20 protein-coding genes and 1 pseudogene are annotated in these 20,500 nt (G+C 54.8%); 10 read left to right on the forward strand and 11 right to left on the reverse strand.

Annotated features, from left to right (window positions below):
• Positions 1-22: 22 nt before the first annotated feature.
• The 3 genes from QZ305_RS04700 to QZ305_RS04710 form a co-directional block, all read right to left on the reverse strand.
• A complete protein-coding gene (locus tag QZ305_RS04700) occupies positions 23-886 on the reverse strand; it encodes a YitT family protein (RefSeq protein ID WP_294730467.1) in 864 nt (287 codons plus the stop codon).
• 178 nt (positions 887-1,064) lie between these two features.
• Positions 1,065-2,066 (reverse strand): hypothetical protein, encoded by a 1,002-nt coding sequence (locus QZ305_RS04705; protein WP_294730468.1) that lies wholly within the window; start codon positions 2,064-2,066, stop codon positions 1,065-1,067.
• Between the two features lie 77 nt (positions 2,067-2,143).
• A complete protein-coding gene (locus QZ305_RS04710; protein ID WP_294730494.1) occupies positions 2,144-4,021 on the reverse strand; it encodes a DNA/RNA helicase domain-containing protein in 1,878 nt (625 codons plus the stop codon).
• A gap of 242 nt (positions 4,022-4,263) precedes the next feature.
• Here QZ305_RS04710 and QZ305_RS04715 point away from each other — a divergent pair, with 242 nt between their 5' ends.
• The gene (locus QZ305_RS04715; RefSeq protein ID WP_294730469.1) at positions 4,264-5,586 is read left to right on the forward strand and encodes an NCS2 family permease; all 1,323 of its coding nucleotides are present in this window, start codon (positions 4,264-4,266) and stop codon (positions 5,584-5,586) included.
• A gap of 223 nt (positions 5,587-5,809) precedes the next feature.
• Here QZ305_RS04715 and QZ305_RS04720 read toward each other — a convergent pair whose 3' ends face one another.
• Together QZ305_RS04720 and QZ305_RS04725 are read right to left on the reverse strand one after the other, a co-directional pair.
• Positions 5,810-6,463 (reverse strand): AAA family ATPase, encoded by a 654-nt coding sequence (locus tag QZ305_RS04720; protein ID WP_294730470.1) that lies wholly within the window; start codon positions 6,461-6,463, stop codon positions 5,810-5,812.
• 101 nt (positions 6,464-6,564) lie between these two features.
• On the reverse strand, positions 6,565-6,870 hold the full coding sequence (locus tag QZ305_RS04725) for a hypothetical protein (protein WP_294730495.1): 306 nt from the start codon (positions 6,868-6,870) through the stop codon (positions 6,565-6,567).
• Positions 6,871-7,118: 248 nt separating this feature from the next.
• On the opposite strand from QZ305_RS04725, the gene QZ305_RS04730 reads away from it, so the two are divergent.
• From QZ305_RS04730 to QZ305_RS04755, 6 genes are all read left to right on the forward strand, one after another.
• Positions 7,119-8,342 (forward strand): CapA family protein, encoded by a 1,224-nt coding sequence (locus tag QZ305_RS04730; RefSeq protein ID WP_294730472.1) that lies wholly within the window; start codon positions 7,119-7,121, stop codon positions 8,340-8,342.
• A 156-nt stretch (positions 8,343-8,498) separates the two neighbouring features.
• Entirely contained in the window at positions 8,499-8,804 is a 306-nt protein-coding gene (locus QZ305_RS04735; protein WP_294730473.1) for a hypothetical protein, read from the forward strand.
• 179 nt (positions 8,805-8,983) lie between these two features.
• The gene (locus QZ305_RS04740) at positions 8,984-9,277 is read left to right on the forward strand and encodes a hypothetical protein (protein ID WP_294730475.1); all 294 of its coding nucleotides are present in this window, start codon (positions 8,984-8,986) and stop codon (positions 9,275-9,277) included.
• Positions 9,278-9,329: 52 nt separating this feature from the next.
• Positions 9,330-9,842 (forward strand): RNA polymerase sigma factor, encoded by a 513-nt coding sequence (locus QZ305_RS04745; RefSeq protein WP_294730476.1) that lies wholly within the window; start codon positions 9,330-9,332, stop codon positions 9,840-9,842.
• Positions 9,832-10,923 (forward strand): hypothetical protein, encoded by a 1,092-nt coding sequence (locus QZ305_RS04750; RefSeq protein WP_294730477.1) that lies wholly within the window; start codon positions 9,832-9,834, stop codon positions 10,921-10,923. The genes QZ305_RS04745 and QZ305_RS04750 overlap by 11 nt, the downstream gene beginning before the upstream one ends.
• 307 nt (positions 10,924-11,230) lie before the next feature.
• Entirely contained in the window at positions 11,231-12,712 is a 1,482-nt protein-coding gene (locus QZ305_RS04755) for an ATP-binding cassette domain-containing protein (RefSeq protein WP_294730478.1), read from the forward strand.
• 289 nt (positions 12,713-13,001) lie between these two features.
• On the opposite strand, the gene QZ305_RS04760 is transcribed toward QZ305_RS04755, so the two are convergent.
• Together QZ305_RS04760 and proB are read right to left on the reverse strand one after the other, a co-directional pair.
• The gene (locus QZ305_RS04760; RefSeq protein WP_294730480.1) at positions 13,002-14,318 is read right to left on the reverse strand and encodes a glutamate-5-semialdehyde dehydrogenase; all 1,317 of its coding nucleotides are present in this window, start codon (positions 14,316-14,318) and stop codon (positions 13,002-13,004) included.
• The gene (gene proB, locus QZ305_RS04765) at positions 14,296-15,180 is read right to left on the reverse strand and encodes a glutamate 5-kinase (protein ID WP_294730481.1); all 885 of its coding nucleotides are present in this window, start codon (positions 15,178-15,180) and stop codon (positions 14,296-14,298) included. The genes QZ305_RS04760 and proB overlap by 23 nt, the downstream gene beginning before the upstream one ends.
• A gap of 21 nt (positions 15,181-15,201) precedes the next feature.
• Between proB and QZ305_RS04770 the strand changes: the two genes are divergently transcribed.
• The 3 genes and pseudogenes from QZ305_RS04770 to QZ305_RS04775 all read left to right on the forward strand — a co-directional run bounded on the left by QZ305_RS04770 (position 15,202) and on the right by QZ305_RS04775 (position 17,529).
• Positions 15,202-15,750 (forward strand): DNA-deoxyinosine glycosylase, encoded by a 549-nt coding sequence (locus QZ305_RS04770; protein ID WP_294730482.1) that lies wholly within the window; start codon positions 15,202-15,204, stop codon positions 15,748-15,750.
• A 645-nt stretch (positions 15,751-16,395) separates the two neighbouring features.
• Positions 16,396-16,584: pseudogene (locus tag QZ305_RS11775) on the forward strand (RNA-binding domain-containing protein); the annotation flags it as partial.
• Positions 16,585-16,827: 243 nt separating this feature from the next.
• Positions 16,828-17,529 (forward strand): ATP-binding protein, encoded by a 702-nt coding sequence (locus tag QZ305_RS04775; RefSeq protein WP_294730483.1) that lies wholly within the window; start codon positions 16,828-16,830, stop codon positions 17,527-17,529.
• 757 nt (positions 17,530-18,286) lie between these two features.
• Here QZ305_RS04775 and QZ305_RS04780 read toward each other — a convergent pair.
• From QZ305_RS04780 to QZ305_RS04795, 4 genes are all read right to left on the reverse strand, one after another.
• Entirely contained in the window at positions 18,287-18,652 is a 366-nt protein-coding gene (locus tag QZ305_RS04780; protein ID WP_294730484.1) for a hypothetical protein, read from the reverse strand.
• A 260-nt stretch (positions 18,653-18,912) separates the two neighbouring features.
• A complete protein-coding gene (locus tag QZ305_RS04785; RefSeq protein ID WP_294730486.1) occupies positions 18,913-19,146 on the reverse strand; it encodes a hypothetical protein in 234 nt (77 codons plus the stop codon).
• A gap of 161 nt (positions 19,147-19,307) precedes the next feature.
• Entirely contained in the window at positions 19,308-19,892 is a 585-nt protein-coding gene (locus QZ305_RS04790; RefSeq protein WP_294730488.1) for a hypothetical protein, read from the reverse strand.
• Positions 19,893-19,908: 16 nt separating this feature from the next.
• Positions 19,909-20,439: an ABC transporter ATP-binding protein gene (locus QZ305_RS04795; RefSeq protein ID WP_294730489.1), complete on the reverse strand. Its 531-nt coding sequence runs from the start codon at positions 20,437-20,439 to the stop codon at positions 19,909-19,911.
• Between the last annotated feature and the right edge of the window lie 61 nt (positions 20,440-20,500).

Raw genomic sequence — 20,500 nt, forward strand, 5'->3', positions numbered from 1 at the left:
CGGTGTTGTCGGTCTGCAGCCCTCAGACTGTGCCATGGGGCGCAATGAATCCTTCCCCATGGACAGAGTTGACATCGCTGACGATGATGAAAGCCGATTTGTCCAGCGCCAGCACGCCCTGTTCCAGCTGCGGATACTGCGTGCGGGCAATGACGCACATCACCACCGGGCGGCTGGTTTCGGTATAGCCGCCCCGGGATGACAGCAGCGTCACGCCCCGTTCCAGATCATTCAGGACAAACTGCCGGACTTCCTCCCATTTGTCGGTGATGATCATGACATTCTGCGAAGGCTGGGAGCCCAGCATGATGGTGCGGTTGATCATGTAGCCGGAGACAAACACGGAAATCAGACCCACCAGTGCGGCCTGCAGTCCATAGCTGACAATGCCCAGAGCCACGGTAAGGCCGTCAATGATCATGACTGCGTCGCCTTCCTTGATGGGCGTGTATTTGGCCAGGATCAGAGCCGGAATGTCCATGCCACCGGTGGAGGCACCGGTGCGGAACACCAGGCCCAGTGCCAGGCCGCACAGGAAGCCGGAGTAGATGGAAGCCACCCAGGTTTCCATGAGGAAATAATCCGGCGGAAAACAGGTGCCGGCGACCCAGGTGAACAGATTGACGAATACCGGGTACAGAATGGCAGAGAGAATCGTGTTCATCGCGAACTTCTTGCCCAGGGCAATCGCTCCCAGAATAAACAGGCCGATGGTCAGAATATTGATCATGGCAATCGTGGGAATGTGCAGCAGGGGATACAGAGCCACGGAAACACCGGCTACGCCGCCGGTCAGGATTTCATTGGGGACAATGAGGAAGGCCACGGCTGCCGCAAGAAGCGCATTGCCGGCGACCACCATACCCAGAGAAACAATCTTCTTCATAACTTTCAGTATAGCATGCACCCACAGAAGGGACAGGCAGAGTGTCCGGGGCGCAGCCAGGAGCTTCTTTTGATGCGGAAAGCAGACGGGTCTGATATGTGCGGATGCAGTCTGGCCGGAAACGAACAGCAGGGATGCTCCTGAAGGAACATCCCTGCCTGATGATCTGTGCTGTGATTCAGTTTCCGGCAGCGGTTTTGCGGCGCATTTCCGCCAGGAGACGGTCGTAGTTCGGTCCGAAATCCAGGGCCTTTTCCACATCCTGGCGGCGTCCCTGTCTTTTCAGCCACGCAAACAGGGCCTGAGATTCCTGACGGCCTGTGCGGATCCCTTTCTGAATGCCTTTCTGAATGCCGCTGCTTTCTCCTTTTTCATACATGATGACCTGCGTCATATACATGACATCCACCTCCTTTTTCTCCTTTGAAGTCAGCCTGATCCCGCGGGAAGCGAGAAACCGGTAATCCGGCTTCTCCCGGTAAAACAGATGACAGAGCAGCTGCTGCAGTTCGGTCCGGTTGTCCGTCTCTCCGTCAAATTCCACAAAACAGACAGCCTGAGAAGCTGTATTTCTTCCTGCCTGCATCCGTTTTTCTCTGCTTTCAGTATACCATCGCTTCGGATTCTTCAGATACCGGTTCAGATCCTGCGCATTGCCGCTCCAGGGCAGATAATACGGCGGTCGCGGGAGGGTGCCGGGCTTCACAGGCAGCAGCCAGACAGAAATCACCTGCGGCGAATACTCATACAGTTTTGCGTGATATCCCCTGGCTGCCAGACCGGCTGCATACATACCGGAGCGTTTGGGCAGTGAATAGGGCAGATCCTGCTCCCGCTGCATTTCATCATTCACCAGATACCGGGATGGAACCATATTTTCCTGATCTGGAAGCGGGAGGCAGTACTGCACCACTGAATCTCCATGGAGCACATGCCCGCCCTGCCAGATCTCCTCATTGCGCAATGTCAGCAGCTCTTCATGATCCTTCTGTGCATACTGCACCAGCTCACGGATGGAAAAGTGGTGAAACTCCGGGTGAACGAGCCGGATAATGGCCGCATTGATCACCGGAATTGCAATCACAGACTTGAATGCCTGATCATAGCTGCGTTTTCCTTTGCCGCTTTTTCTGCTTCCGGCTTTTCCTTTCCTGTTTTTTCGGGTATCTTTCCTCTTCATTGTCTTCCGGCATCCTTCCCTCCTCCTTATATGTTTTCTTCCTTTCTGCTGATGCTCTTCGCAGACGCATCCGGTTTTCAGCCACCCCCGGACAGCTCCTGCAGGTATGCTTTCAGCTCCTTGTCAGCACACCACACAAAACATCCCTCCCGGGCCCGGGTCAGCAGCACCCGGTAAGTGTCCCGGATGATCCGGTCCGCCACCTGGCATTCTGCCGGACCGGGATGCAGCTGCTGCTGCAACCCGCCCATCAGCCAGTCCTGCGGCGTCCGTTTGTGCCAGACCGTCTGCACATTTCCCTGCCGGAACACAAGATCCGGACCAATCAGCACCCCGGTCCAGTCCGCTTCCTGTCCCTGTATGTCCTGGACACTGTCCACCCGCAGATATCCTTCCGGCATCGTTTTCTGATCCGCTTCCTGCGGCCAGTAACCGAAAAACCCGGATCCGATGTGAAATCCACAGCCCCCGGGTTCCTCTTTCTGTCCGGCTGCCGGCCAGCAGCGCCCGCCGCACAGCCGCACGCTGTCCCCCTGCGCCTGTTTTTTCTCCAGAGCCCGCACCACCGCCCGGGGTGTGGCCATGACCCGAAACCCAGATTCCTGTGCATCCAGGCTGTCCTCTGCAGCTCCCTTTCTGTCCAGCAGCCCGCTGACGAACCGGAGGGCTGCCTGTCCCTGCCTCATTCGCTGCTGCTCCTGAAGAACCGGATGCACGATCAGGTCTTTCGGATTCCCGGGATGTGTTCTGTTGTGGTCTCTCACCGCCTGCCGGATATCCTGCAGCGTGCAGGCATCATCAGCGGATACCTGCTGGGTTTCATCCAGAAAGAGAACCAGATCTCCGGAAGCATGCAGCAGCTGGTCCAGGCTGTCAGAGCGCTGCAATGCAGCCAGAGCCGGAGGAAGAGACCGGTCCGGGACCGCAATGCCTTTGTGTTTCCGGGACAGGCGCTGGGCATCATCCACCAGAATGACCTCTGCCTGGCTGCAGCCAGGTGCCAGGGTACGGGTCAGTGGTATGAGTGTGTCGGTGAATCCCCGGGGGAGTTCTCCGGCTTCCTTGATGGAGCCGATCAGATTCCGTCTGGCCGGAGCGCAGCCGGAGGTGTACAGCCCGCTGCGTCCCTGCTCCAGAAGCCGCATCAGCAGCTGCAGGGCCACCACTGTCTTTCCTGTGCCAGGGCCGCCCTGCACAACATGGATCCTCCCGCTGCTGCACTTTGCTGCTTCCAGAATCCCGGAGAAAACCCGCTGCTGTGCACCCTGCAGACAGATTGTCCGCTTTCTGCTGTGCCGCAATGCGTCCTGCAGCAGGGGAGCGGGACGCAGAGGCGACTGGGAAATCCGCCAGAGCAGATCCGGTGCCGGCGGTTCTGACAGCATGGTCTGCAGCCAGGTTTTCAGCATCTCTCTGTTTTCCCGGAAAAACAGAGGCGGCTCTCCGCTTTCCTGTCGCTCCAGAAGTGCCTGGCCACTGCGTCGGGACATGTTGTGCAGCCACACAGCCCCTGTCACCTCCAGCTCCAGCATCCGGACTTCCCGGTTCCATTCCGCCAGCTCCCGCACATACGCCGCTGTCTGGACAGCAGGATGCAACACATCCCGTCTGTCTCCCCCAGTCCAGGTCCGCACCAGATCCGGTCTTTCACCGTCTGCCGGTTCCGCCGACCTCCACTGTTTGAGCTCCAGCACCAGCAGACAGCGCCGGGAAGCCAGCACCACATCTGCCCGTTTTCCCGACAGGGGCAGCTGCCCTTCAAACCCTGCCAGAATCTTTTCATCCAGACCGGTTTCCGCCAGAAGATCCGCAAGGGCCTGCAGCGATGAAATCCATGAACGCCATTCCTGACGGGAAGGCACATTGCCTTTTGCCTCCATCGCTTTTTGAAGCACCCCTGCCATTTCCCTGCCGAAATCCGGGCGGCACACGTCTTTCAGTGTGCAAATGTGCATGAAATCCACAGGTGCCTCCTTTCCGTTTTTCCGCATATGACAGCATCCGCAGATCCTGACGGATGATTAAAACAGTTTCCTCTGGAAGTTAAGCGCTTCCATAGTCTTTTCCCGGTCAGTTTGCAAGGGCTTTGACCGCAAATGTCCGAAAAGTGATAACTCTTTTCTGACAAACTGTGTGATTTTTTGGGTCTATCCGGTACAATAAACCTTGTTCAGAACCAGAAAGGAGACTCTGACAAATGCTAAACAAGCTTTTCAAGCTGGATCAGAAACACACAACGGTCAAAACTGAAATCCTGGCCGGCGTAACGACCTTCCTTGCGATGGCCTATATCCTGGGCGTCAACCCGGCGATTCTGGGAGATGCAGGCATGGATATGTCCGCTGTCTTCATGGCCACAGCCATCTCCAGTGGTGTTGCCTGCCTCATCATGGGCCTGCTCGCCAACTACCCGGTGGCTCTGGCTCCCGGCATGGGCGTCAACGCTCTCTTCGCCTACACCATCTGCCTGGGAATGGGCTATTCCTGGCAGGCAGCGCTGGCAGCTGTATTCGTATCCGGTATCGTCTTCGTGCTGATTTCCGTCACCGGCGTGCGCAAGCTGATCATTGACGCAATTCCTGTTCAGCTGAAGACCGCCATCGGCGCCGGCATCGGATTCTTCATCGCCTTTGTGGGCTTCAAGAACGCCGGCATCATCATTGCCAACGAAAGCACATTCGTGGGCCTTGGCAATCTGGGCGATCCCGCTGTTCTGCTGGCTGTATTCGGCATTCTGGTCACCATTTTCTGCCTGGTACGCAAAGTGCCCGCAGCTGTATTTGTCGGACTGGTCATCACTGCCATTCTGGGTATCATTCTGGGTCTCTTCGGTCTGGAAAACATGCCGATGCTGCCCGCTGACTGGGGCATCAACTTCGACTTCAGTGCAGTAGGCGCCTGCTTCTCCGGCTTCGGGGAACTGTTTGCGAACCCCATGAGTGCGCTGGTCATCATTTTCTCCTTCCTGTTCGTTGACTTCTTCGACACCGCCGGCACGCTGGTGGCTGTGGGCAACTCCATTGGCCTGGTCAACCGTCAGGGGGAACTGGAAAACGCCGAACAGGCTCTGCTGGCTGACTCCCTGGGTACCGTGTTCGGCGCCATCATGGGTACATCCACAGTCACTTCCTTCGTGGAATCCACATCCGGTGTTGCGGTGGGCGGCCGCACAGGTCTGACCGCCTGCACCACAGGCGTGCTGTTCCTGCTGTCCATCTTCATCTCTCCGATCATCCTGAGCGCCATCACCAATGCCGTGACTGCTCCGGCTCTGATCGTGGTGGGCGTCCTGATGGCCCAGCAGCTGCGCGGCATTGACTGGGACAACATGGTGTATGCGATTTCCGCATTCATCACCGTGATCGCCATGATCCTGACCTACTCCATCTCCAACGGTATCGCCTTCGGTTTCATTGCCTATACCGTTTCCATGATCGCTGCAGGCAAAGCGAAGGACATCCATGTAACCGTCTGGGTGCTCATGGTCATCTTCGTGCTCTACTTCGCTTTCGCGATTTAAGTCAATCTGTCCAGATCAGGCGGCTTCGGCCGCCTTTTTTGCTGCCTGTATCAGACTGCCTGTACTTGCTATATTCGCCAGTTTCGCCGGTTTTTGCGAAAAAAACTTTGAAATGATGAAATCAGCCGGTTTCATGTAACGGATACCCGCCGGATACAGTCCGGGAAACCACCAGGCACAAAAAAAGGACGTGCATTTCTTCTGCACGCCCGTAATGTCTCTTTCAGGCATAATGATCATACTGATTGAGGTAGCCGCCCTTGAGGGTTTCATATCCCTGCTTTTCATCAAACAGCCGGGCCAGGGTCTCCATGGCCTGATCCTCGCTGATGCGGGACATATCCAGAACCACGTCATACTGTTCCGGCTGTCCCCATCCTTCCTTTCCTGCAAACCGGACAAAATTCCGGCGCTTGTCGTCCATTTCCCGGACCCGGAGCCGGGCCTTCCGGCGACTGAGACCTTCTTCCCGCATACAGGCTTCCACCCGCTGGTCGAAATCCTGGCGGATGAACACGGTGATTTTCCGGATCCCGGGATCCAGCACCGCATCCGCAGCTCTGCCCACAAACACGGCACTTTCCGTGCGGGCGATCCGGGTCATGAGTTCTGTAGCCTTTTCAATGACCCTGGCGTTCACCGAAAGATCCGTGAGTCCGGAAAGGCCCAGGCCGGGCACCCCGATGCTGAACAGCCCCGCCGCATTCATGTTGCTGTCGGTGAAAAATTCCGGAGACAGTCCCAGTTCCCCGGCAGCTGCTTCCAGAATTTTCTTGTCATAATAGCCAATGTCCAGATATTCCGCCAGCCGCCGGCCAATCTGCCGACCGCCTGACCGGTACTCCCGGGAAATGGTGATAACCGTATTCTTTTCCATAGGAGAATTATATCTCATGAAAGCAAAAGTGTTTCAGAAAATTCTTTCACGTCCGGACAAAAAAAGAACCGAACCCGACGGCATTCCATCGAGCTCAGTTTTTACGCTGCCGGCTGATTGACCGCAGCCCAGGTGCGGCGTTCCGGTGAGAGATTGTCCACGTAATAGCGCACGGTCAGTGTGCCTGCAATACGGGACCGCACTTTGGGTTCCGTCACAAAGGTGTCACCTTCCAGCATGGATCCCAGCATGCCCTTGCAGGCTGCGTTCAGGTTCTTGGTTCCCGGTTCGCATTCTGTCATCAGGTCTCTGGCATTGACTTCCATGTACAGCCACATTTTGTCATGTGCCTCCTGCTTCATTTCCTTCAGACGGTCCAGGTACTGCTCCTGTGTCCACTTTTCCATCATGAATCCTTCCTTTCCTGAATCAATACTATAGAATGCCCGCAAAAGTGTCAAATTTCACATGAAATATCAGAAAATGAAAGCGGTTTTCCGTTCGCTGAACGCGTTTTCATTGCAATGTAAGCGCTGTGCAGCCGGCGAAACACAGTATTCCGCAAACGGCCATACCCCACGCTGATGTCACTTATGGACCGGCGGCAGTCATGAACCTGTGCCGTCCGGACAGCCGTCTCTGATACAATCATCTCATGGACCAAAAACGAAACCGGGTCCGCCTGGACCGGATCCTGATCCTGGCAGCCGCGGTCTGCCTCATTCTGTTCCTGGCTGGTATGGCTGTCCGTGCGCTGTTTTTCTCCGGCTCCGGCCAGGAGACCGCCAGTCAGACAAATCCGGGACCCACCGCCCCTGAAGAGAAACAGAGCGTTTCTGTCACAGCCACCGGCGACATTCTGCTGGAAGAGGCGCTGCTGAACACCTTCGGCAGCGGCAGCTGGCAGACATATCTGGACGAACTGGATCCCCTGCTGGAAAGCGATGACCTGACCATCGCCAATATGGAGGTCCCCATCGGCGGCGAGGAACTGGGAATCACCGGCATCGACTATTCCTTCAATTCACCCGCTGCCACGGCGCAGAATCTGAAAGATCACTCCATCGAGTTTGTGTCCCTGGCCAACAACCACGCAGCGGACCGTGGCCAGCAGGGAATCGCCAATACCCACAGCAATCTGGATCAGGCCGGGATTCAGTACACCGGCACATTTCTCTCGGAAGAAGAACGGAATCAGACAAAAATTCTCACAGTGAAGGGCATGACCATTGCTGTTGTGAGCTGGACCTACGATACAAATCAGCTCTATGACCAGGAATGGCAGGTAAATTCCTTCTACTCTGCTGACAGTCCGCAGGTCCAGGTGCTGCTGGAGGATGTGCGGCAGGCGCGGCAGCAGGCGGATGCGGTCATTGTCTGCATGCACTGGGGAACGGAATTCACCTTTGATCTGAACGAAGCCCAGACCAGTCTGGGAGAGCAGATTGCCCAGGCAGGCGCAGATGTCATCATCGGCAATCACCCGCATACCATTCAGCCGGCACAGTGGATCGGGACAGAAGGAAGAAAGACGCTCTGTTTCTGGTCCCTGGGCAACTTCCTGTCCTCAGCTTATCAGGTGGATAGGGCAGATGAGACCTTTCAGAACATGTATGAGGTAGGAGCCCTGGCTTCCTTTGACCTGGTCCCGGAAGACACAGGGGTCTGCGTGCAGAACGTCCTCATCATTCCCATCGTGAATCATTTCGAAGGAGAATATGAAAACTTCCGGCTGATGAAGCTGAAGGATTACACCGAAGAACTGGCAGCGGCGCACAGCCAGCGACGGTTTTCCTCTCTGTTCACAAAAGAATGGCTGGATAACCAGGTGCATCAGGTGTTCGATCCATCCGGTCTGGAACTGGAACTGGATCAGTGATTTCCGGAAGCAGATCTGTTTTCCTTCCGGCTGCGGCGGCTTCTGTGTTCTGACAGACAGCCGCTTTCTTTGTCTGCAGAAGTTTTCTGATATTTTTTCTGACATCTGCAAGGAAACCGCTTTCCCGATCGTGTTTCTGGTGAAGGAGGTTTTCCCATGAAAACAAACACATTCACTGCAGCAGCCCTGGCAGTCCTGCTGATGAGCGGCTGTTCAGCCGGAGAAAAGGAAATTCAGACAAAGCCCATGACGCTGAAAGCAGATGCCTTCACATCAGAGCCCGGGCAGCCCATTGGAGTCCAGGTCAGCGGCCTCACCGAAGAAGAGCAGACCGATTCTCTTTCCTTTGTGATTTCCGGCGGCAGAATCTACAAAAAAGACGGTACGTGGCTGTTTGAAGCCGATCAGCCGGGCAGTTACACGCTGCGGGCCAAAAGCCGGGACAAAAAAGTCAGCCCCTGACCATCTGCATCCGGGAAAAGGAAACGGACAGGCAGAAAGACAGTGCGTCCCGGACGTCCCCGGAACAGTCCCCGGCGTCCAGTCAGGTCCTGGCAGAGTCCCGGACGGAAACCGGATCCGGAAAAGACAGTGCCCAGGCAGAAACTCCGGCGGTCCCGGAAGCCACCCAGCCTGCTGCGGTGGACACCTCCGGTGTACCTCACCAGGGACTGGCAGTCTATGACGTGGACACAGTCCTGGCACAGGCCGATTCCCTGACTGGTACCAGATTCACGGTGACCGGCAATCTGCCGCAGAATGCGGCACTGGACGAAAACGGACAGCCGATGCTCAGGATCCTGTCCGATTCCGGCGCAGCACTGCCCTTCCAGGGACAGGTGAGCATCGGCGGCTGTCTGGCCCGGCTGACCGGGACGCTGGAAACCGGTGCTGACGGCTATGTCTTCCAGGTGGAAAGCTTCAGTCAGCTGTGAACTGCGGCGACTGAACACGGAACAGCAGCAATACAGGAAAGGAAACTGATTCATGATTCATCCGCAGACCGCCAGGCTCAGCAATGAAGACATTGAGGCGGTTGTCCGGCGTCATGCGGATGGCATGTACCGGCTGGCTCTGCATCACTGTGACCGCTGCCAGGCACAGGACATTGTCCAGGAAGCGCTTCTCCGGTTCATCCAGTCGGAGAAAGTGTTCAAAGACGAAGAACATCAGAAAGCCTGGCTGTACCGGGTTGTCCTCAATCTGTGCACCGATTACCACCGTCACTGGTGGCAGAAAATGCGTTCGGATCCCCCGGTGCAGGAACCTGCAGCTTCCCGGCCGGAACAGCCGGCGGTGCTGGAGGAAATCCGGCTGCTGGATTTCCGGGAAGGCACAGCCATCTACCTGCATTATTATGAATCCATGACGGCTGCCGAAATCGCGGGTATTCTGAAATGCAGAACCGGTACAGTCTATTCGCTTCTGTCCCGGGGCCGCGCACATCTCCGGCAGCTGCTGGAGAACGGGGAAAGAAAGGAGGCAACCGATGGAGCCTGACAGAGATTTCCTGAAAACCTACCGGCAGACTCTGGACCGGGAAACACTGTCCGAAGAGCAGAAAACCGATATGATCCGCCAGCTGCAGCGCACAGCCCGCAGCAGCCCGGAGGCCAGGAGGTCCTGGCGATACAGGCGCCTGTCCGCCGGCATTGGACTGGTCTGTGCCGCAGCCGTGCTGATCCTGCTGATGATGCCCTGGCAGACAGCTGAACCTGCCGCCTCCGCCAGTCTGCCGCTTCTTCCCATGAATTCCTCGATGGCGGCAGGTCCCGGTTTCGGAGGACTGGGCGCCGTGGGATGGTTTTACCAGACGGAAAATCCCCGGACGGCAGACAGCTGGCCGGATTCGCTTCCCGTGTACCGGTATGAGGAACCCGCCGCAGGACGGCAGCTGGATGCAGCTTCTTCAGAAGACGTGAAACACACACTGCTGTCTCTCATGGATCAGCTGGGGCTGGATCATTCACTGCTGCAGGAAGAGGATCCAGAACCGGGTCTGCTGAATTCCTCCGTCTGGGCCATGACCGGCTGGGGCCGCCTGGATCTGATTGACAGAGATACCGGGCATCTGTTTGTCAATGGATCCATTCCCTTTGCCGCAGACAGCCAGACGGAGGCTGAAGCACAGATGCAGAACCTGATCCGGTCGTATTCTACTCTGTTTCCCATTCAGAATCCGGTGGTGGAATTCCGGCCTGTGCGACGGACAGAAACGGACACCCGCTGGATCATCCGCATCTATGAAGACAGGCAGGATCCTGAGGAAAATCTCATTGCGTCCGAAACCCGGGCCATTGAAATCCGTACCGGTGATCAGGCGGTCCAGGGGATCCTGTATCCGGTCTCTTCCCTGCAGCAGACAGACCGCTATCCAGTCATCACCCGGGAGGATGTCATGCAGACCATGACAGTTCCGGCGGGATACAATCCTGCGCAGGAGGAAAACATCTGGCTGATCTGGAAACCGGATGCTTCCGGCACCTGGCTCATTCCCTGGTACCGGCTGTATCTGGAAAAGCAGGACGGTGGATTTGAGCTCTTCGATTACCCGGCCATTGACCCGGCTTACATCCAGTGAGTCCCCCCGCCAGAATGCCGGATCCTGCCTTTCTCTTTCTTGCGCCTGACCGGCACCTGCTGTATCATATCCGGGAAAGGCGGTGAGCGGATGTTCAAAGGACGAATCTGTCAAAACTGAATCGTCCATGAAATCCGGGGCATCCGGGTCCTTCTGCGGCCTGTGTTCCCTGCTCTGCCATCATTTGCTGTCTGACTCCGCCACCGGGTGCTCAGACCTTCCATACATCAATGCAAAGCGCCCTCATGGACTGACACAGGGCGCTTTTTTTCGTGCAGCCGAAACGCTGCACACAGGAGGTGATCTTTTGCTTGAAATCAGAAATCTGACCATACAGCTGGACCGGGACGGGCGGTATCTGGTCAAAAACCTGACTCTGTCTCTGGCTGCCGGAGAAAAAGCCGTGCTGGCGGGAGAGGAAGGAAACGGAAAATCCACATTGCTGAAAGCCCTGCTTGGCCAGGCTGACTGGTGCCGGGTCACCGGTGACATCCGACTGGATGGACCCGTGGGCTGTCTGCCCCAGTTTCCTGCCTTTGAAGGATCGCTGGCAGATCTCTTCGGCAGTCTGCCGGTCTGGGACTATACAGATGTCCTGACCCGTCTGGGCATTGACTATGACAGTCTGTTTTCGACTCAGTCCTTTTCCACGCTCTCCGGCGGAGAAAAAGTGCGGTATTATCTGCTGTCGCTGCTCATGCAACAGCCGGATATTCTGCTGCTGGATGAACCAGGCAATGACCTGGACATCGATACCCTGGAGTGGCTGGAACAGTTTCTGATTCTGTGTCCGCAGACCGTGCTGTTTGTCAGTCATGATGAAACCCTCATTGAACATGTCCATCCCACGATCCTTCACCTGGAACAGCTGCACCGGAAATCGGTTCCCCGGCTCACCCGGTCCAGCCTGGCCTGGCAGGATTACCTGGCATTTCGCCGGCAGTCCGCAGAGCACCAGGATCAGGTCGCTGCCGGCCAGCGAAGAGACCATCAGGCCAAAATGGAACGCTGGCGGCGGGTCCATGACGCCGTGGAGCACCGGCAGAACACAGCCAGCCGGCAGGATCCGAAAAAAGCCGCGGCTCTGAAGCGGAAACTGAAATCCGTCAATGCCGCCGGCCGCCGGTATGAGAAAGAGCGGGCTGCGTTCCGGGAGTTCTCCGATTCCGAACAGGCCATCCTCACGGCCTTTGACCCCGCCATTGGTCTGCCTGCAGGAAAAACGGTTCTGGCCTGGGAAGGGTCCCTGACCGCCGGCGGACAGCTGCTTTGCCCGGACCTTTCCCTGTCGGTAAAAGGCCCCGGGATCCTGGGACTGACCGGCCGCAACGGAGCCGGCAAATCCACGCTGCTGAAACAGCTGTATTCTGTGCTGCAGAACCGGACGGATCTGCGGGTGGGGTACATGCCCCAGGACTACCGGGAGGTTCTGAATCCGGACATGAGCCCATCCCAGTGGCTTGAGCACTGGCCCGAAGCCCGGACCCGGCTGGGTTCCATGCGCTTCACTACCCGGGAAATGGAATCGCCCATGGGGGAATTATCCGGGGGGCAGCAGGCCAAGATCCTGTTTCTTGCCATGGTGCTCGCCCAGTGTGATGTACTGCTGCTGGATGAGCCCACCCGCAATTTCTCCCCGCTCTCCGCGCCGGTCATCCGCCAGGCCCTGCAGAATTTCGGCGGCCGGATCATCCTGGTCAGCCACGACCGGAAACTGCTGCAGATCTGCGACGAGGTTCTGGAACTCACCAGCCAGGGACTGATTCCCTGGCATCATCCGGACAGGTGAACCAGAATGCCGATGGTGGACAAAGCGCGCACCCATCAGGTTCTTCAAAGGCCTGTAACCCGAAAACATCAACATCTCTTTATATTGCGTTCCCTTTTCCTGTAAAATCAGCAGTTATTTATACTCCACTCCCATTCACTGCAAAATCTGCATGTATTTATACTCGACTCCAGTTTCCGGCAGCTGAAAGCCGCCATATCCCCATCTGAATTCAGGCCCCGGCACGCATCGACATGGAAAAAAGCCCGGAGCAATCAGAGCCCCGGGTTCGGAAACAGGAGAGGCTGCCTCAGCGCACCTGGCCGTTTCCGTAAATGATGAACTTGGAAGAAGTCAGTGCTTCCAGCCCCATGGGGCCTCTGGCGTGCAGCTTCTGGGTGGAGATGCCGATTTCGGCACCGAAACCGAATTCATTTCCGTCGGTGAACCGGGTGCTGGCGTTCACATACACCGCCGCGCTGTCCACCTGATCCAGAAATTTCTGAGCGCTGGCATAATCCTGCGTGATGATGGTCTCGGAATGACCGGTGGAATACGCGTTGATGTGCCCGATGGCTTCTTCCACGCTGTCCACGGTTTTCACACTGAGGATATAATCCAGATACTCCGTCCCGAAATCCTCTTCAGAAGCAGGAACAGCATGATCGAAATACGGCAGGGAGTCCTGGTCTGCCCGGATCTGCACCTGATGTTCATCCAGAACCTGTTCCAGTTCCTTCAGCATCGGCAGCTGACTGCGGTGCACCACCAGACTCTCCAGGGCGTTGCACACGCCGATGCGCTGGGTCTTGGCGTTGTTCACAATGGCAATTGCCATGTCTTTGTCTGCTGTTTCATCGATATAGGCATGACAGTTGCCGGTGCCGGTTTCGATCACCGGGATCGTTGCGTTGTTCACCGTTGCCTGGATCAGACCCTTGCCACCCCGGGGAATCAGCACATCCACGTAGTTCCGCAGTTTCATGAACGCACTGGTGACTTCCCGGGCGTTGTCCCGGATCAGCTGCAGGGCATCTGGCACCGGCAGCACTGACTGCAGGCTTTGCACAATGGCTTCATTGGACTGCGCCGCATCCCGGCCGCCTTTCAGGATCACCGCATTGCCGGTTTTGAACGTCAGGGCAAACACATCCGCGGTGACATTCGGCCGGGCTTCATAAATCACGCCCACCACACCCAGCGGTACCCGCTTGCGGCCGATCATCAGCCCGTTGGGTCGTTTTTCCATGGATTCCACCCGGCCAATGGGATCCGGCAGCGCCGCCACTTCCCGGATCCCTGCGGCGATCCCCGCGATCCGTTCGGGAGTCAGCGTCAGTCTGTCCACCAGTCCCGGCGCCATGCCATTGTCCTTTGCCCGCTGCACATCCATGGCGTTGGCCGCCAGAATGCGGGGTGCATCGGCTTCCAGCTGTGTAGCTGCTGCCAGCAGCAGATCGTTTTTTTCACCGGCAGACAATGTGGCACACCAGGAACCGGCTTGTTTCGCCCGGCGTCCCATGTCCTCCAGCATGGACTGAATGGCTGTATCTTTCTGTTCTGCCCGGGTTTCCTGTCCGTCTGCATTCATCTGTTCTGTTTTGTCATAGCATGCTGTCTGTGTCATCCTGTGCCTTTCCTCTCTCTGCGTCTTTTTTCCGGCGGTTTTCCTCCGGCGCCTGAAACCAGGTCCCGGTACCCTTTCCGGCCACCAGATCGTGAATTACCCGGAAGTCCCCGCCGTTGGCAATCATCATGTCTGTCCCCGCCGCCATGGCCAGCCTCGCTGCGTGCAGCTTCGTGCGCATGCCCCCGGTGCCTACATCCGAAGCGGAATCCCCGGCCATGCCCAGCAGCTCTTCGTCCACCGCCTGGACCTCCCGGATCAGTTCGGCTTCCGGATTCGTGTTGGGATCGCAGGTGAACAGACCGTCGATATCCGACAGCAGAAGCAGCAGATCCGCCTGAATCAGCTCGCTGACCACCGCCGACAGAGTGTCATTGTCGCCAAACTGGATTTCATAGGTGCTCACTGTATCGTTTTCGTTCACCACCGGCACCACACCCAGTGCCAGCAGCTCTTCAAAGGTGTTCCGGGCATTCTGCCGGTGTTCCGGATCCGCCACGGTGTTTTTGGTCATGAGCACCTGACTGGCCACGGTGTTGTACTCGGAGAACAGCTTCGAGTAGATCATCATGAGCCGGGCCTGTCCCACGCTCGCCGCTGCCTGTTTCTGCGACAGCCGCTCCAGATCATCAATCCCCAGCGCCGTGCGCCCGGCCATCATTGCCCCGCTGGACACCAGCACCACATCCAGTCCCGCACTGCGCAGATTCGCCAGCTGCCTGACCAGCACCTCCAGCTTGTACAAATCCAGCCGCCCGGTCTCCCGGTGCCGCAGGGACGAAGACCCCACTTTCACCACAATCCGGTTGCCCGGTCTCAAATACGATTTCATTCTGTTCACCCCGTCAGTCTTGTGTTCCATTATACGGTAGAATGGAACCCGATGAAACAAATGAAAGGAACTGCCATGCCTGAAACCATCGTTCATCCCTTTGATCCGGTCTATGATGCGGATTCCGAAATTCTGATCCTGGGAAGCCTGCCCTCGGTGAAAAGCCGCCAGACACAGTTTTATTACGGTCATCCGCAGAACCGGTTCTGGAAAGTGCTCGCCGCCATCTTTCAGGAACCTGTCCCCGCCACGGTGGAAGAGAAACGGCGGTTTCTGCTCCGGCACCACATCGCCCTCTGGGACGTGATTTCCCAGTGTGTCATTGAAGGCTCCTCCGACGCCTCGATCCGTGATGTGGTGCCGGCAGACCTGGACGTGGTGATGCACCATTCGAAGATCTCCCGGATTCTCTGCAACGGGCAGACCTCGCTGAAATACTACCGGAAATATCAGGAAAAGCAGACCGGGATCAAAGCACTGGGCCTGCCCAGCACGAGTCCCGCCAACGCTGCCTGGAGTCTGGAACGGCTGACTGACAGCTGGCAACAGGCTGTGCTGCCGATGGATGGCGGGGCGGATACGAAGAAAGAGGTGCAATAAGGCTCAGCAGATCAGGGCAGCTGCCGGCTTTTCCAGATGAAGGACCTGGCTGGCCACTGGTCTGTTTTTGCAGAATTTGCCTGTTATACTGAGGATGCAGGGAGGCAGACAGATCCGCTGCTTCCGACAGGGACCGAAACGGTGCCGGGCGCGTCAGACAAGACGGTAAAATCGACAGAGTGTAAAGAAACTCAAAGGGAAACGGAAAGTCAGAACAGAGTCGAAGTTTCCACCCCTGAATCAATCTCTCCGATTCAGACATCCGGAAGAAAGCAGACAAAACCATTCGAAAAGGATTGAAAAAAGGAGAGACACAGGACAGGCCAAAGGATGCGATCTAAACGGCTGAGTGGTTGAAAGATACCGGAAGGCATGAAGAAAGCGGAGAAGCTGTCCGAACCAGTCAGGAAAAAGCCCGAAACAATCAGAGAAAGCACCTGATCTCCCTGGAACAAATGGATCCGGGGATGATTCAGAAGAATCATCCTTTGTTTTTGAGAACGAAAGAGACCGCCGGCATATGGATGTCCGGCGGTCTTTTGATGCGAAATGACTGCGGGGGAGAGGCAGAGAGACATGAATCGATTCAATCGACTGACTCAATCGAACCGAATTGCTTCACTTGAATGAACCGATTACCACCAGATTGTCGGCGTTGAGAATCCGGAACAGACTGCGCTGAACATTGAAAACCAGATCAATGACAACATCATTCCGCAGCCGGACTTTTCCATTTCCATTGATGCGCGAAATCTGATCATTCTGACAGTACGGAAAGGAAAAAACACACCGTACAGTTACCGGGGAACTGCCTATAAGCGGAACGATTCTTCCACAATTCCGGTATCTGACTATGAATACAGAAATCTGCTGATACAGGGGGCCAATCTGACCTTCACGGAAATCCCTGCACAGACACAGGAACTGACATTTTCCTGTTTTGAAGAACAGTTCCATCAGCGGTTTGGAATCACGCCTGTATTCCCGGATACATACATCACGCTGGAAATCTATGACCGGGAAGCCGGTTACACCAATGCGGCTGCTCTTCTCAGCGATCAGAATCCATTTCCGGGTATGGATATCGTGGAATTTGGGCAAACCCGGTCCATGATTCTGAAACGGTATACGCTGGAAAATCTGTCCGTTCTGGAGATGCTCAAGCAGGCAGAAAAGATCTTCAAAGACACCTATTCCTATGAAGCCGTGGAAGGATTCACCAGGGTTCTCAAGGAACGGATCCCTGCAATCTGTTTCCGGGAGCTGATTGCGACTGCGCTGATTCACAGAGAATGGCAGGTGAACAGCCGGATCAAGGTGGAAATGTACCCGGACCGGCTGTATGTCCTGTCTCCTGGCGGACTGCCGGAAGGATTGTCTGAAGAAGAGTACCGGTCCAGCCGGCATCTGTCTGTTCTCCGCAACCGGAGTCTGTCTCTGGTTTTTCTGAAACTGGGGAAAGTGGAGACACTGGGAAGCGGCATTCCAATGATTCAGGAGGTTTATGCGGATGATCCTGTAAAGCCGGACTTCCAGGTCTCAGATTCTTCTGTCACCACAATGCTGCCCTGTGTGGGTACACTGCAGGATCTGCCTTCGGAGGAGAGGAATCTGTATAACCTGATCCGGGATCTGCAGCCTGTATCCAGCAAGGAACTCCTGGCCAGTTCGGGCATGTCCCGGTCCACGCAGACCCGGGTCCTGAATGTCTTTCTGAAGAAACAGATCGTTGTCCGCTCCGGAAAAGGTCCTGCTGTCAGGTACAGGCTTGCAGGCTGACACTGGCCTGTTCCGGCTTTTCCAGATAGGCGCCCGTGCTGGCCACCTGTCTGTTTTTGGAAAATCTGCCTGTTATACTGATCGTGCAGGGAGGCAGACAGATCCGCTGCTTCCGACAGGGACCGAAAAGGTGCCGGGCGCGTCAGACAAGACGGTAAAATCGACAGAGTGACAAGTACTCAAAGGGAAGCTGAGATTCAGAAACAGAGTCGAAGTTTCCACCCCTGAATCAATCTCTCCGATTCAGACATCCGGAAGAAAGCAGACAAAACCATTCGAAAAGGATTGAAAAAAGGAGAGACACAGGACAGGCCAAAGGATGCGATCTAAACGGCTGAGTGGTTGAAAGATACCGGAAGGCATGAAGAAAGCGGAGAAGCTGTCCGAACCAGTCAGGAAAAAGCCCGAAACAATCAGAGAAAGCACCTGATCTCCCTGGAACAAATGGATCCGGGGATGATTCAGAAGAATCATCCTTTGTTTTTGAGAGCGAAAGAGACCGCCGGCACAGATGCATGCAGGCGGTCTCTTTGACGTGGGAGAACGGGAAACTGCAGAGAGGGAAGAATGAATCAATTTTCCCGAATTGATTCAATTGATTGACTCAATAGGGATGAATCGACTCAAACAGACAGCGTCATTCTATTGATATTGGACTTCAGACCAGCAAAAAGCTGCCAGATCATTCAGTCTAACGCTGAATAGTCCTGGCAGCCTGGTTTTTTGAAAAACAGATGAATGACAGTCTTTACTTGCTTCACTCAGCCGGGAAACAGGCCAGTTTGTCTCCATCCGACACCTGCCACCGCCAGCAATACATCTGTGTCTTCATTTCTTTTGACTTCGATTCTGTGATAGCCGGATCAAAAATCAGGTCTGCAGCTGCAACATCCGGTTCTATCTTGTTTTTGAACTGCATCAGTTCCGGGTACTCTTCTCCATCCTTCAAATCAAAATCCAGCTTTCCCTGGGAGAACGAATCCGTGGATAAGAGCCAGCCAGGATTTGCAGACTCATAAGGTTCAGGATCTGCTGATTCTGCTGTATTGCAGCCTGCCAGAATCAAGGAGATTCCGATAACCGGACATATCCTTTTGAGAGTTACTTTCGTAAGAGTTTTCATATTCTGTTTTCCCTTCTTCTGCTTCCACAGTAAGTCCTGAGAATTTCAGAAGTGTTACAGAACACCATTCTCTGCGCGTATTCATTCCATTTTCCGACTGATTCCGTATTAACAGAGCCTGACCGGGCAGAAGATTCCAATACTATCTGTCTATATCAATCGGCTGAATCTCAATAAGGTCCGGACTCAACATGTATGGGGGTCCGGACCTCAACAATACCTGCAATTCTCTTTGGTTATGGCTTATCCGAAAAGAATAATCAATTTCCTTCTGTTCCTTCAATCATATCTACCTGGGATTCAAATCTGGCTCTTTCTGCCGGATCACTCAGATCCGGTGTCCGTTCCGTCAGCGTATCACTCAGCGACTTGTTCTGTTCCTCAATGGTTCTGCTCTCTTCCGGTGCTTTCACCCCACGAGTGGAAAACCAAAGGATGAACCCCAATACCAGTACAGCCATCGCAGCAAGCAGAATTTTTGTTGGAGTCCTCATGACTTCACCTCCAGAATAAGTAGGATATTTTAACCTCTAATGCTCATGGCAGATAGCAGAGGAGCTGTAATTATAGAGTTATTGAAGCTATGTTCAATTTGATCCATTGGTCTATCCTTTATCACAATTGCCTTTCCTGAGAAAAAGATAACAGATAGATTTCACGCAAATTTAACGGAATTCAACATCAGAATAACCAATATTCCCAGAGAACACAGGACACTTTTCCAGTCTCTGTGGATATTTGCAACTCCCGCAATCTGCACAGCTTTCATAAACGTGATTCCGGTTTCGCGAAGGAATACTACATCTTCGTCCAGAAGGACCAGACCAATCAAGATACACTCAGCCAGCACCGGAACTGTATATCTGATATCTGTGAGACCCAGCCATACGAAAACAGCCTGACAGACCCACAACAGAGGATGTATGACTTCTCTTGAAGAAGCGGATTCACAGACAATACTCATCGCAAAAAGCATATAAAGCATAATTATGATGATTTTGAAACTGACAGCGATGGGTATTTTCAGAAGCAGCAGTCCCAACATCACAAAACAGGGAAGAAACTCCCTGAGACTGTATACAAAAACAGTCCAATCACCTGTCCCCAGCTCCCGAAGCATCTGCATATCGGCCTTCTGACCGGCTGTCATAATCAACATGCTGGCTGTCGTCAGGCTGAAAAGAAACACAGTGCCGGCCCCTAGCAAAAAGGAACACACATACAGAACAATCTGAAGCACAATGAATATTCGAAATTTACGGTTCATAGGACCTGAGCATTCCATCTTCCATATAGAACAGCCGATCTGCCTGTTTTGCCAGATTCAGATCATGCGTCACGACCAGGACAGTCTGACCCATGATCAGCTGTGATTCCTTCAGCAGCTGCAGGATCCGATCCGTCATCCTTGTATCCAGCGCACTAGCAGGTTCATCCGCCAGAATGACATCGGGCTTCATCAAAAGCGCTCTCGCTACCATGACCCGTTGTTGCTCTCCCATCGAAAGTTTCCCTGCTTTGTTGTACTCCATGGATTTCAAATTCAGCTTTTCCAGAAGATACTCATAATAGTTACTGTCACAGGGCTGTCTTCTGGCTCTGGATACAAGCAGAATGTTTTCCTTTACAGACAACCCCTCCAGCAGATGAATATTCTGCGAAATCCATCCCATTCTAAACAGTCTCATCTTTTCCAAATGCCGACTGTTCATCTGTTTCTGGGATATCCCATCGTACAATACATGTCCGGAATCCGGTCTGAGAAGTCCGGCGATCACTTTGAGCATTGTTGATTTTGAATATCCGAATATTGTTGAGGTCGCTGAGCACCTCTAAAGTTTCTGAATC

Source organism: uncultured Faecalibaculum sp. (genome assembly GCF_910588395.1).
In the GTDB taxonomy this organism is placed as follows: Bacteria; Bacillota_I; Bacilli_A; order Erysipelotrichales; family Erysipelotrichaceae; genus Faecalibaculum.

Bases quoted from the DNA above. Each gene is read 5' to 3' on its own strand.
- QZ305_RS04770 (WP_294730482.1), top strand. From the start codon at position 15,202: ATGAAACAAATGAAAGGAACTGCCATGCCTGAAACCATCGTTCATCCC.
- QZ305_RS04720 (WP_294730470.1), bottom strand. From the start codon at position 6,463: ATGGAAAAGAATACGGTTATCACCATTTCCCGGGAGTACCGGTCAGGC.
- QZ305_RS04725 (WP_294730495.1), bottom strand. From the start codon at position 6,870: ATGGAAAAGTGGACACAGGAGCAGTACCTGGACCGTCTGAAGGAAATG.
- QZ305_RS04730 (WP_294730472.1), top strand. From the start codon at position 7,119: ATGGACCAAAAACGAAACCGGGTCCGCCTGGACCGGATCCTGATCCTG.
- proB (WP_294730481.1), bottom strand. From the start codon at position 15,180: ATGGAACACAAGACTGACGGGGTGAACAGAATGAAATCGTATTTGAGA.
- QZ305_RS04705 (WP_294730468.1), bottom strand. From the start codon at position 2,066: ATGAAGAGGAAAGATACCCGAAAAAACAGGAAAGGAAAAGCCGGAAGC.
- QZ305_RS04715 (WP_294730469.1), top strand. From the start codon at position 4,264: ATGCTAAACAAGCTTTTCAAGCTGGATCAGAAACACACAACGGTCAAA.
- QZ305_RS04795 (WP_294730489.1), bottom strand. From the start codon at position 20,439: ATGCTCAAAGTGATCGCCGGACTTCTCAGACCGGATTCCGGACATGTA.
- QZ305_RS04745 (WP_294730476.1), top strand. From the start codon at position 9,330: ATGATTCATCCGCAGACCGCCAGGCTCAGCAATGAAGACATTGAGGCG.
- QZ305_RS04710 (WP_294730494.1), bottom strand. From the start codon at position 4,021: ATGCACATTTGCACACTGAAAGACGTGTGCCGCCCGGATTTCGGCAGG.
- QZ305_RS04785 (WP_294730486.1), bottom strand. From the start codon at position 19,146: ATGAGGACTCCAACAAAAATTCTGCTTGCTGCGATGGCTGTACTGGTA.
- QZ305_RS04700 (WP_294730467.1), bottom strand. From the start codon at position 886: ATGAAGAAGATTGTTTCTCTGGGTATGGTGGTCGCCGGCAATGCGCTT.
- QZ305_RS04780 (WP_294730484.1), bottom strand. From the start codon at position 18,652: ATGAAAACTCTTACGAAAGTAACTCTCAAAAGGATATGTCCGGTTATC.
- QZ305_RS04750 (WP_294730477.1), top strand. From the start codon at position 9,832: ATGGAGCCTGACAGAGATTTCCTGAAAACCTACCGGCAGACTCTGGAC.
- QZ305_RS04735 (WP_294730473.1), top strand. From the start codon at position 8,499: ATGAAAACAAACACATTCACTGCAGCAGCCCTGGCAGTCCTGCTGATG.
- QZ305_RS04760 (WP_294730480.1), bottom strand. From the start codon at position 14,318: ATGACACAGACAGCATGCTATGACAAAACAGAACAGATGAATGCAGAC.
- QZ305_RS04775 (WP_294730483.1), top strand. From the start codon at position 16,828: ATGGATATCGTGGAATTTGGGCAAACCCGGTCCATGATTCTGAAACGG.